At 66.2% G+C, this 12,023-nt stretch carries 9 protein-coding genes; 2 read left to right on the top strand and 7 right to left on the bottom strand.

The annotated features are described in order from the left end of the window. Positions 1 to 8: 8 nt before the first annotated feature. Entirely contained in the window at positions 9 to 1,025 is a 1,017-nt protein-coding gene (locus tag QJT82_RS16505) for a Gfo/Idh/MocA family oxidoreductase (RefSeq protein WP_028341624.1), read from the bottom strand. A 250-nt stretch (positions 1,026 to 1,275) separates the two neighbouring features. Then, complete coding sequence (locus QJT82_RS16510) at positions 1,276 to 2,688, bottom strand: mannose-1-phosphate guanylyltransferase/mannose-6-phosphate isomerase (protein WP_028341623.1); 1,413 nt, start codon at positions 2,686 to 2,688, stop codon at positions 1,276 to 1,278. Positions 2,689 to 3,043: 355 nt separating this feature from the next. On the opposite strand from QJT82_RS16510, the gene QJT82_RS16515 reads away from it, so the two are divergent. Next, positions 3,044 to 4,030 (top strand): lysylphosphatidylglycerol synthase transmembrane domain-containing protein, encoded by a 987-nt coding sequence (locus tag QJT82_RS16515; RefSeq protein ID WP_028341622.1) that lies wholly within the window; start codon positions 3,044 to 3,046, stop codon positions 4,028 to 4,030. 10 nt (positions 4,031 to 4,040) lie between these two features. Continuing rightward, positions 4,041 to 5,051, top strand: coding sequence for a glycosyltransferase family 4 protein (locus tag QJT82_RS16520; RefSeq protein ID WP_028341621.1), 1,011 nt, complete (start codon positions 4,041 to 4,043; stop codon positions 5,049 to 5,051). Between the two features lie 10 nt (positions 5,052 to 5,061). Here the strand turns inward: QJT82_RS16520 and QJT82_RS16525 are convergent, their stop codons facing one another. The 5 genes from QJT82_RS16525 to rfaE1 all read right to left on the bottom strand — a co-directional run bounded on the left by QJT82_RS16525 (position 5,062) and on the right by rfaE1 (position 12,022). Beyond that, complete coding sequence (locus QJT82_RS16525) at positions 5,062 to 6,003, bottom strand: NAD-dependent epimerase/dehydratase family protein (RefSeq protein ID WP_028341620.1); 942 nt, start codon at positions 6,001 to 6,003, stop codon at positions 5,062 to 5,064. Next, the gene (locus QJT82_RS16530; protein ID WP_028341619.1) at positions 6,000 to 7,214 is read right to left on the bottom strand and encodes a glycosyltransferase family 4 protein; all 1,215 of its coding nucleotides are present in this window, start codon (positions 7,212 to 7,214) and stop codon (positions 6,000 to 6,002) included. The genes QJT82_RS16525 and QJT82_RS16530 overlap by 4 nt, the downstream gene beginning before the upstream one ends. A 48-nt stretch (positions 7,215 to 7,262) precedes the next feature. Then, on the bottom strand, positions 7,263 to 9,176 hold the full coding sequence (locus QJT82_RS16535; protein WP_028341618.1) for a nucleoside-diphosphate sugar epimerase/dehydratase: 1,914 nt from the start codon (positions 9,174 to 9,176) through the stop codon (positions 7,263 to 7,265). 84 nt (positions 9,177 to 9,260) lie between these two features. Next, positions 9,261 to 10,541: an O-antigen ligase family protein gene (locus QJT82_RS16540; protein ID WP_028341617.1), complete on the bottom strand. Its 1,281-nt coding sequence runs from the start codon at positions 10,539 to 10,541 to the stop codon at positions 9,261 to 9,263. An 8-nt stretch (positions 10,542 to 10,549) separates the two neighbouring features. Beyond that, the gene (gene rfaE1, locus QJT82_RS16545) at positions 10,550 to 12,022 is read right to left on the bottom strand and encodes a D-glycero-beta-D-manno-heptose-7-phosphate kinase (RefSeq protein WP_028341616.1); all 1,473 of its coding nucleotides are present in this window, start codon (positions 12,020 to 12,022) and stop codon (positions 10,550 to 10,552) included. Between the last annotated feature and the right edge of the window lies 1 nt (position 12,023).

Consider the following 12,023-nt stretch of genomic DNA (forward strand, 5'->3'; position numbering starts at 1 on the left):
AATGAAAATCAGCCGGCGATGCGGCGCGGCCCCTTGCGCATCGTCGAGGCGGCGGGCCTGGCGGGCGATTCCAGGCAGCGGATCGCGATCTCGAGGCTCGCCACGCCCTCGTCGCCGGACACTGCCGGCAGCTTGCCGCCGCGCACGGCATCGAGGAAGGCGATCAATTCGGCGCGCAGCGGCTCGTCGTGACCGACCGGCAGATGACGCATCGAATAGCTGCCGTCCGGCTTGAAGCCGAAACATTCGGTGACCTGACGCGTGAGCAGATCGCCCATCACATACTTGCCGCGGGTTGCGACCGTCACGTTGCGCGCCTTGAACGGCGTCAGCCAGTTGGTGTTGATGTGGGCGAGCACGCCGGAAGCGGTACGGAACTGCAGCAGCGCGATATCCTCGCGCTCGGCGACGGCGCTCGAAAGCTGCGGCTGCACCTCGACGATGTCGGACTCGGTGAACCAGCGGATCAGGTCGATGTCGTGCACGGCAAGATCGATCACGACGCCGACATTGGACATTCGCGGCGGGAACGGGCCGACCCGCGTGATGCCGATCGACAGGATGTCCTCGCCCGAGATCGCCTTCTTGATCGCGGCGACCGCCGGATTGAAACGCTCGACATGGCCGACCATCAGCGTGACGCCGGCCCGTTCGGCGGCCGCGACGATCTCGCGGCCCTCTTCGACCGTGGATGCGACCGGCTTCTCGACCAGGATGTGAATGTTGCGCGCGATGCAGGCGAGCGCGATCTCGTGATGCAGATGGGTGGGAGCTGCGATCGTCACCGCATCGATGCCCTCGGCGAACAGCTGATCGAGGCTTTCGAAGGCGCGGCAGCCAACCAGGTCGATGGCGCGCGTGCGATGTTCCGGCAGCGGATCGACGATGCCGATCAACAGCACCCCGGGCAGTCCGGCCAGCACGCGGGCATGGTTGCTGCCCATCACGCCGGCGCCGATCACGCCGACGCGCAATGCGCGGCCGATATCGGCCTTCGCGCCGGCTGCGGACATTTTTGCATTCATATCGTAGACCCCAAGTAACGTTCTGGCGGTTGTCCCGGCTTCTCAGGGAGCCATCCCAGCTCCGAGGGAATCAGCACCAAGGCCCCTCTGCCCGATCCGCGCCTTTGGCGCAAATCACGACCCGCTTCGTTGGCAGCCGCTATAGCACGGCGTCACAAATGTGGCGAATGCCAACGGCGAAATCCGGACACGTTTTGATTCAAAGAGTTACATCGCCCGCGACTCGATCTTGAGCGCGGCCCCGTTCGCCTCAGGTGCGCCGATAGTCATCCTCGATGCGGATGATGTCGTCCTCGCCGAGGTAGCTGCCGGTCTGCACCTCGATCAGCTCGAGCTGGATCTTGCCCGGGTTCTCCAGCCGGTGCACCGCGCCGATCGGGATGTAGATCGATTCGTTCTCGTGCACCGTCTTGATCAGCTCGTTGACGGTGACCTGCGCGGTGCCGCGCACCACGATCCAGTGCTCGGAGCGGTGATGGTGCTTCTGCAGCGACAGCCGTCCGCCCGGCTTGACGACGATGCGCTTGACCTGGTGGCGATCGCCATTATCGACCGACTGATAGGAGCCCCAGGGGCGATGCACCTTGATGTGATTCTCGGTCACCTCCGGCGCCGCCACTTTCAATTTCGCGACCAGCCGCTTCAGCCCGTTGGCGTCCTTCTGGCGTGACACCAGCACGGCGTCCTGGGTCGCGACCACGACGAGATCATCGACGCCTTCGAGCGCAACCAGCGCCCGGTCGGTCGAGACGTTGCAATTGCGGGAGTCCTCGAACACCGCAGTGCCGCGCGCAGCGTTGCCGAGGCTGTCCTTGTCCGACAGCTCCCAGACCTGACGCCACGAGCCGATGTCTGACCAGCCGCACGCCACCGGCACCACCGCGGCACGCGATGTCTTCTCCATGACCGCGTAATCGATCGAGATCGCCTTTGCCGCGCCGAAGGCCTGCGCATCGAGCTTGACGAAGCCGAGATCGCGCGCCGCCGACGCAACCGACTGCTCCACCGAGGCCACGCTGTCCGCATCGACATTGCGGTACTCGTCGAGCAGCACGCCGGCGCGGAACATGAAGTTGCCGCTGTTCCAGAGATAACCTGCATCGATATAGCCCGCCGCCGTCGCGGCATCCGGCTTCTCGACGAATTTCGCCACCGTGCGCACCTCGCCGGCGACCGCCTCACCCGGATTGATGTAGCCGTATTCGGTGGCCGGCCGCTCCGGCTTGACGCCGAATGTCACGATGCGGCCGGCGTCCGCGGCCACCAACCCGCCGCGGCACGCGGCAACGAAGGCCGCGGTGTCCCGCACCAGATGGTCGGCGGCCAGCGCCAGCACGATCGCTTCGCTGTCGCGGCTCTGCGCGAACGCCGCACCGGCCGCGATCGCCGGCCCCGAGTCGCGGCGCATCGGCTCCAGCAGCACGTCGGCCTCACGGCCGATCTCGGCCAGCTGCTCCAGCACCATGAAGCGATAGGCCTCGTTGGTGATCACGATCGGACGCTCGAACAGGCCGGCATCGGAGACCCGCAGCAGCGTCTCCTGGAAGGTCGAGCGGGCCCCGAACAGCGACAGGAACTGCTTCGGATGCACCTCGCGTGACGCCGGCCACAGCCGCGTGCCTGCGCCGCCGCACATGATCAGGGGAATAATTCGTCGATCCATCGATGCCTCAAGTCCTGTCGTGCAAAAGTCCTGCCGTATCCGCCTGCGGACGACACACCAAATCGGCCCGGGCCGTCGCAGCCGGCGGCCCTGTTGCCTCGGAAGCACTATCCAAGCAGTAGCACGCGCCCCCGCGCGTCTGGTCGGATTTTACCGGTAACGTAAATCCCCGGTGAGTGGCCGGCCGTCCCCCCGTTCCGGCCTCTTTAGCCACCCCTTCGCGCCTGCCGCAATAGGGACCAGTACGGGTATTGCCAGATCGGCGCGGAAACCATACCAAGGCGGCGAATTTGGGCGCGCGAAAGCGTTTTGCGCTGTTTTTGACACATTCTGAAACCTGGCAGCGCGAACGGAAATGCGCCGAATCCTGCTTTCGACCGTCAAGATCCTGATCTCGGCCGCGCTGCTCTATTTCTCGCTGCGCAAGGTCAATCTGTACGACCTTGCCTCCCGCATCCAGGTCGAGAGCCTGGGCTGGCTCGGCCTCGCGATCGCGGTCACGTTCCTGCAGATCTTTCTCGGCGTGTTGCGCTGGCGGGAGATCAGCGTGGAGTGCGGCGCCCCGCTGGAGACCGGTCAGGCCATGCGCTTCAACGTGATCGGCACCTTCTTCAACCAGACACTGCCGTCCTCGATCGGCGGCGACGCGGTCCGGCTTTGGCTGGTCGCGCGCGCCGGTGCGGGCTGGCGCGCAGCCACCTATTCGATCTTCGTCGATCGCGCGATCGGACTGATCGCCCTCGCCGTCGTCATCGCCGCCACCCTGCCCTGGAGCTATCGGCTGATTTCCGATTCCCACGGCTGGATGGCGTTGCTGCTCCTCGACCTCGCCGCACTCGCGGCCGGATTTGGCTTCCTGCTGATCGGCGTGTTGCCGTGGGCCTGGCTGAAGCAATGGTGGGCGACGCATCACATCCACGCCTGCGCTGTCATCGCGAACCGGGTGTTGTTCAGCCGCAAGCGCGGATTGAGGGTCGCAATTCTCTCGATCGCCATTCACGTGGTGACCGTCGTGATCGCCTGGTGCGTGGTGAAGTCGATCACGGCACCTGTCACCTTCGGCCAGATCTTCCAGTTGTTGCCGCCGGTGATGCTGATCACGATGATGCCGATCTCGATCGCGGGCTGGGGCGTACGCGAAGCCACAATGGCGCTGGCCTTCGGCTACGCCGGATTGATCGCCAATGAGGGCGTCAACGTCTCGCTGTTGTTCGGCGCGGTATCGTTCGTGGTTGGCGTGTTTGGCGGCCTGGTGTGGATCCTGAGCCCGGAAAAGGCCGCCAAGGGCACAGAACCGATCGAAGTCCCGGGATCGCAATCGCGAGTCCCGGGATCGCAATAGCCGGACCACAATGAGCGCTTTCGAAATCCTCCTGTCATTGATCGCAGCGGTCCTGGCTGCGTCGATCTCGGCTGTCCTGATCCAGGCGACGCGGCCGCTGCTGCTGCGTGTGGCGCTGGCGAAGCCGAATGCGCGCTCGTCGCACCGTATTCCGACGCCGCAGGGTGCCGGCATCGCGGTCACGGCGGCGACGCTGCTGGCGGGCGGGATCGTCATCGTCCTGGCCGGATCGCAGGACCTGACGATTCCGTTCATCGTCTTCGCGGCCTGCCTGTTCATTGCGGTGGTGGGCTTTGCCGACGACATCCGCTCGCTGCCCGTCGTCCCGCGGCTGTTGCTGCAGGCCGCCGCCGTTGCGGCCGTGGTGTTTTCCGCGCCTGATGGTCTCAGGCTGGTTCCGGCCAGCCCGGTCTGGCTCGAACGCGGCCTGCTGCTGATCGCCGGCCTCTGGTTCGTGAACCTCGTCAACTTCATGGACGGGCTCGACCTGATGACCGCGGCCGAGGCCGTGCCGATCACCGTGGCGATCGCCCTGCTCGGCAGCTTCGGCTATGTCCCCGCAGCTCCCGCGCTGGTCGCGGCGGCGCTGTGCGGCGCGCTGCTCGGCTTTGCGCCGTTCAACCGACCGGTCGCAAGGATATTCCTCGGCGATGTCGGCAGCCTGCCGATCGGCCTGCTGCTCGGCTGGTGCCTGCTCGAGCTCGCCCTGCATCGGCAGTTCGCCGCCGCGCTGCTGCTGCCGCTGTACTATTTGACGGATGCGACGGTCACGCTGTTTCGCCGCATGGCGCGGCGCGAGCCTTTCTGGGCCGCGCATCGCTCGCACTTCTACCAGCGCGCGACCGACAACGGGTTCACGGTGTGGCGCGTCGTCGGCGAGGTGTTTGCGCTGAACGCGGTGCTGGCGCTGCTCGCATTCGCCTCGGTCGCCCTCAATTCGCTCACCGCAGACATCGCGCTGCTGCTGGCCGGTGCGCTCGCCGTCGCCTGGCAGCTGCGGCGGTTCTCGCGACCGCTCTGATCGCCTCAGCTCAGCTATCCGTTTGGCGTAGCGCGCGCCGCAGCCCCTCGTCGAGGCTGATCGGCTGCTGCCATCCGGTGCCCGCGATCTTGGAAAGATCAAGTTCGAGCGAGGCGAACAGGCTGTCATAGGCTTCCTTGCGGCCGCTGATCCCGAGCGCCATCTTCAACAGCGGCGCCGGCAGCCAGAACAGACGCGGCGAGGTATCCGCCGCCCGGGCCAGGCGCTCGACGAATTCCCGCGTCGACACCTGCTCACGGTCAGCCACCAGGAACACGTCGAAATCGCTTCCCGGGTGCGACAACCGGTGCAAGATGAACGACGCGAGGTTTTCCGCCGACACGAACGCGCGGCGATTCTTCACATAGGCGAGCGGTAGCGGCATGCGATTGATCACGGCACGCTTGAGCAACGCGAAATTTCCCTTGGCGCCGGCGCCGTAGATCAGCGGCGGCCTGATGACGGTCACCCTCATGCCGCTGCCCGGCACAATTTCCTTCAAGCCAACCTCGGCGGCCGCCTTCGAGTTTCCGTAGAGGCCGCGCGGTGTCAGGACATCGTCCTCGCGAAACGGGGGACGCCCGTAATTGCTGCGCCCATGCACCAGGATCGTGCTGACGAAAATGAAATCGCGCACGCCGGCGGCGGCCGCGGAACGCGCCAGATGCAGCGTGCCCTCGATATTGACGTTGCGATAGAGCTCTATCGCCTGTTCGTCGGACTGCTGGTGAACGCGGGCCGCAAGATGAACCACCGCGTCCACGCCATCGAGCGCTGCGCTCCAATCGGTGACCGGGCTGAGCGAGCCGATCGTCACGTCGTTCGCATCCTGCGGCGCGGTTCGCACCGCGCGTCGCACCACCCAGCCGTTGCGCGCCAATACGGGCACCACATGGCGGCCGACAAAGCCGCTGGCGCCCGTCACCAGAACCGTCCGGCGACCATCATTCATACCGTCCGCTCCACATCGCGATTGGATAGCAGCTCCCGGATCAGCGCAGCATAGCTCGCCAGCGCCCGCTCGGGACTGAAGGTCCGCGCGGTCGCGACGGCGCGCTCGGCCATCGCGGCGTCGTGCGATCGCGACGCCAGGCGGATGGCATCGGCGAGTTGATCGGGCCTTCCCGGTGTGACGACCCAGCCCAGCCGGTTTTCGCTGACGGTGAGCGCGGCCTCGGCCTCGGGCTCGGAGACGAGAATGACGGGCCGGCCGGCCGCGAGCAGATTGTAGAACCGGCTCGGCACCGACACGCCGGCGACGTCCTTGCGATAGGGAATGAGCCAGACGTCCGCGCTGGAGAGCAGCGCATCGAGTTCGCTGTCCGCGACGCGGTCGACCAGCGTGACGTTGGCAAGCCGCGCGGTGGCCTGCAGCTCCTTGAGCCGCGCGAAGCCGATGCCCCATCCCGAGAGCAGGAAATGGATCTCGCCTTCGTCACGCAACAGCCGCGCGGCCTCGAACACGATGTCCGGATCGTGGGTGAAGCCGAGATTGCCGGACAGCCCGACGACGAAGCGGGCGGCGATGGCCTTGCGAAACGGATTGTCGGGGCTGACGGGACGGTCGCCGGGCGCGAGCGTGGCCCAGTTCGGGATGAACCTGATCTTGTCCTGAGTCATGCCGCCATATCGCAGCAGCAGCTTCTCGGCGTCGCGGCCGATCACGATGACAGCGTTCAGGGCTCGGAACATCAGCGCATTGATCGTGCGCATCGCCCGCGCGACCAGCGAGGACGGCCGCAGCAGCCCGGCCATCACGAGCACATCGGGAAACAGGTCGTGCAGGATCAGCGCCGACTTGGCCCCCTTCAACCTTGCCGCGGCGGCAACCGCATAGGGCAGCGCGAAGGGAGCGGTCACCGTCAGCGCCACATCGCCCCGCTTCAGGCGCGACAACAGCGCAAAGAAGATCCGGGCGGTGAACAGCGCCTCGGCCAGCGCGCGCTTGATCAGCGCCGCCTTTCCCGGCAGCCAGTTCCTGATCTCGACGACGGTGGGCCGCCCGGGCGCCGGTGCCCGCGCCGAGCCCGGCATCCCGGAGACCACCATCACCTCCGACTCCTGCGCGATCCGTTCGGCGATCGCAGACATGATCGCGGCGGTCGTGCTGTGGTCCGGCGGATAGTGCTGGCTGACGACCACGACTTTTCGAGAACTAGGCATCAATGGCTTTCGAAACGGTCCTGTCTCGGCGTCCGCAGAACGGCGCGGTCAGGCGGCATTCGATCCGAACTCGGGCACGGCGTCCTGAAGGACGGCGCGGATGGTCACACGGTCATCTCTCTCGATCGCATCCTCCAGCGCCGCAAGCCACTTGCGCAGCGTCGACATCGGAGGCTGGTTCGGCTTGGCCGCCATGACGCCGGCGACGCCGATTTCGAGCGTCGGCTCCTGGCTTGCGAACAGGATCTCGTTCAGCCGCTCGCCGGGACGGATGCCGCTGAACACGATCTCGACGTCGACGCCGGGTTGCAGACCCGACAGACGGATCATCCGCTCGGCGAGATCGACGATCTTCACCGGTTGCCCCATGTTCAGCACGTAGACCGAGACGTCGGGCCGCGCCGGCGTCACGGCGTGCGTCGCTGCGGTGATCACGAGATCGCAGGCCTCGCGGATCGTCATGAAGTAGCGAACCATGTCCGGATGGGTCACCGTGATCGGTCCGCCGGTCTCGATCTGCGCCTTGAATTTCGGCACCACCGATCCATTGGACGCCAGCACATTGCCGAACCGCACCGAGATCAGCCGCATGTGCGGCTTGCCCCTTGCCTCGGTCATCAGGTCATGGTCCAGCGCCTGACAATACATCTCGGCGAACCGCTTGGTCAGGCCCAGCATCGACACCGGCTCGATCGCCTTGTCGGTCGAGATCATCACCATCGCGCTGGCGCCCGCGGCATGCGCGGCGTCGGCCACGTTCACCGACCCGAAGATGTTGGTCTTGACGCCTTCGCTCCAGTCGCGCTCCAGGATCGGCACATGCTTGAGCGCCGCGGCATGGAATACGATGTCGGGCTTGAACTCGCTCATCAGCCGCGTGATGCGCTCGCGATCCCGGATATCGGCAATCCGGCCCTCGATCTCGGGACCGGAGTCGCGCGCGGACAACGCCTCGGTGACCGCATAGAGCGCCGGCTCCGAGTTCTCCACGACCAAGAGGCGCGCCGCGCCGAAGGTCGCGACCCGTTCGCAGATTTCGGCGCCGATCGAGCCGCCGCCGCCGGTCACGATGACCGACTTGCCCCGCACCAGCGTCTCGAGTCGCGCGTAGTCGATCTTCTGGCTCGGGCGCAGCAGCAGGTCCTCGACGGCGACGTTGGTCAGTCGCGGCGCGTCGCCGCCCTCCAGCGACGGCAGCCGACTGACCATCACACCGAGCCGCCGGGCGCGCATCAGCACGCTTTCCGGATGCGCTTCGGGTTCGAAGGCCGACGGTGTCATGACCACGCGCTTGATCGGCCGCTGGCGGGTCTCGAAATCCCGAATCACCGCCTCGATGTCGTCGACGCCGCCGACCACGGGAATGTTGCGGATCATCTGGCCGCGGTCCGCGTCCGACGGCGAGAGCACGCCGACCGGCCAGAGCCGCTTGATCGCGCCATTCTCGATGCCGCGCAGCACGACTTCGGCATCGGCCGTACGTCCGACCAGCAGCGCCGGCGCGGCATTGTCGGATCGGGCATGCAGGCGCGTGCGCGAGTAGCGGAAATAGCGGTAGCCGAGACGCAACGCGCTCAGCGCGAACACCTCGAGGAAGAAGAACAGGATGATCGTGACCCGGCCGAGGAACACCGGGCTTTGCGAATTCGTTCCGGTGAAGAAGTAGACGTAGTCCAGCACGACCAGTGCCAGCGTCAGCACAGCTGCAACCCGCAGAATATTCACCGCGTCCGGCAGCGAGGTGAAGCGCCATTTCGCCGTGGTCAGATTGGAGAAATAGCTGACGAAAACGCTGAAAAGCACGAACCAGGGCAGAATCAGCAGCAGATGCGGCAGTCGATCGGTAAGGAGGCTGCCCTCGAAACGCAGATAGAAGCTCCCCAGCAACGCAAACGTCGTCGCGAGCGCGTCATGCACCAAAATCAGGAAATTGCGCAGGGTGAATTGTGAAAGGCGCGTCATCTAATGGACGGGTTGCGGGCAACTGGGAGTTCGCGATGGGACATTGGCAGGCTGATAGCGTATCTGCAGAGCCCTTGCCAGCGATCATGGACGAGCAGGAGGTTCGGGTTCCATATCGGCCCCCAATTGCCCCTTCAACGCCATGCCGCCCGCAACTCCGACGCCCAGCACATACATCCAGCCCTCATGAAAGTCGAAGATGTGTGAATTAAACAACGAACTAGAAATATTCTGTACCACGACGAGAAGCCCGATCCAGTCGACGAGACCGTCGCCGCGGAACAGCAAAAGGTGCAGGAGCCACATCGCGTACAGTATCGCTACACCCACAATGCCCCACTGCACGGCGACGTTCAACGTTTGATTGTGGGGGTTTCCGATCACTTCGCCGGAAGCCTGGGTCACACCACCCTTCGCGACGCGCTCGAACAGGCCCCGCGTCGCGCCGGTGCCGTGGCCGATGACCGGAGCCTCGGCGAAGAAGCCGAGCGACTTGCGCCAGAATTCGAGCCGCAAGCCGAGCGAGGTCGGCTCGTTGCGCTGCATGTAGAGCTTGTAGTCGCGCTCGAATGACTCCGCCGTCGAGCGCAATTGCGGCGAGCCATACCACGCCACCACGGCTAACGCGGCGGCCGCGCAAAGGATCAGGACGATGCTGCGCCAACGCAGATGGAGCAGCGCAAACACCGCGAACATGATTGGAACCGTCACCAATGCAGTGCGCGACACCACGACCATCGCCATGTTGGCGAACAGGCTGAGCGCAATCGCGATCAGCAACATGGCCGGCAGGATGCGCTTGGTCCGCAGCAGCATCACGATCGGATAGGCCAGCGCGACCGCGCACAGCGTGAATTCCTGGCTCTGGTCGATGTAGTTCTTGACGAAGACGCCCTGCTCGCCAGGTGCGGGCGCCCTCAGCGCGAGGTGCGGATAGGCAAGCACCAGCCAGGACATCAGCATCAACAGCGTGCAAGAGACCAGGAAGGCGACAAACACCCAGGTCCCGCGGGCCGAGCGCTGGAAATGATAGAGCAGGACCGGAAGCACCAGGAGCTTTGCGGTCGGCCCGACCGCGTAGAACCGCGCGCCCCAGGCCGCGTCCGACCAGAGCGTGCCGACAAGCGCGAGGCAAAACAACGCGACCGGCGCCAGGCAGATCGGCCGCTTCAGCAGCGCCCAGAACGCCTTCAGATCGACCGTCGGCGCAATCGCGATCAGCAGCACCACGCCGAAGATGCCGACCAGCGAGGTCGACCACGGCAGCGACAGCGCAATCAGGACCGCGACCACATCGGTCGCGGTCTGCCAGCGCGCCGGATCGCGCCAGGCCGGACACGCCGCGGCGCCTGCCGGGGATGCCATGCTTGCGCTCACGCCTTGCCCTCACGGGCCCGCGCAACCAGCGACGTCGTGCTGTGGCCGGCCAGGATCTCGACCAGCACCACCTCGCCGCCGGCGGCTTCGACGATCTCGTGGCCGACCACCTGCTCGCGGGTATAGTCGCCGCCCTTGACCAGCACGCTCGGCCGCACCTGCGTGATCAGATTGATCGGCGTGTCCTCCTCGAAGATCGCGACGAGGTCGACGGCTTCCAGCGCCGCCAGCACCTCGGCGCGGGCGCGCTCGTCCTGCACCGGACGTCCCTCGCCCTTCAGCCGCTTCACCGAAGCGTCGCTGTTCAACCCGACGACCAGGCGGTCACAGGCGCCGCGCGCGGCGGTCAGCACCTTGACGTGGCCGGGATGCAGGATGTCGAAGCAGCCATTGGTGAAGCCGATGCGCAGATCCTGCCTGCGCCACTCCTCGAGATGTGCATCGATGTCGCCGCCGGCCGGGACGATCTTCTCCTCGGCCGCCAGCGAAGCGTGCGGCAGGATCCTTCGGCGCAATTCGGCGGACTTGACGATCGCGGTACCGGTCTTGCCGACCGCAACCGCCGCCGCCGCGCTCGCGATCCGCAGCGCGCCTTCCCAATCGGCGCCACCCGCCAGCGCCAGCGCCAGCGCCGCGGCAACGGTATCGCCGGCGCCGGACACGTCGCGCACCTTGACCGGCAGCGCCGGCACGTGGATCGACTCGCCGCCCCGCGTCACCAGCGTCATGCCGCGCTCGCCCTGCGTCACCAGCATCGCCTCGCAATCCGCGAGATGCATCGCATCGGGCGCGGCCTGCGCGATGCTGTCGTGGCTGTCGGCGCGGCTGCGGGTCGCCTCGGCGAATTCCTTGCGGTTCGGCGTCAGCACGGTCGCGCCGCGATAGATCGCGAGATTGGCGCTCTTGGGGTCGACGATGACGCGCCTTTGCGCCTGGCGCGCCGCGTCGATCACGTTGCGGATCACGCGCGCGGTGAGCACGCCCTTGGCGTAGTCCGACAGCAGCACGATGTCGGCCCGCGCAAGACGCGGCAGGATCGCGTCGATCAGCTGCTGCTCGATGACCGGCGCGGCCGGCGCGGCGAGCTCCCAGTCGGAGCGCAGCATGTGAGTCGAGAATTGTTCGGAGACGAAGCGCACCTTGCGCGTGGTCGGACGCGCGGCGTCGCGCACCAGCACGGTCTCGATAGCGGCCTCCTTCGCCAGCGCCTCGGCCAGCACCGTGCCGGCGGCGTCCTCGCCGATCAGGCCGACGAAGATGCAGCGCCCGCCAAGCGCGGCGATGTTGCGCGCGACGTTGCCGGCGCCGCCGATATTGGTCTCGCTGCGCCTGACCGTGATCACCGGCGCCGGCGCCTCCGGCGAGATTCGCGACACCTCGCCATAGACGAACTCGTCGAGCATGAGGTCGCCGACGCAGAGCACGGTCTGGCCGGACATTGCACGCGAGATCGCTTCAAAATCGAACATC

It is taken from the genome of Bradyrhizobium sp. Mp19, assembly GCF_029952935.1.
In the GTDB taxonomy this organism is placed as follows: domain Bacteria; phylum Pseudomonadota; class Alphaproteobacteria; order Rhizobiales; family Xanthobacteraceae; genus Bradyrhizobium; species Bradyrhizobium elkanii.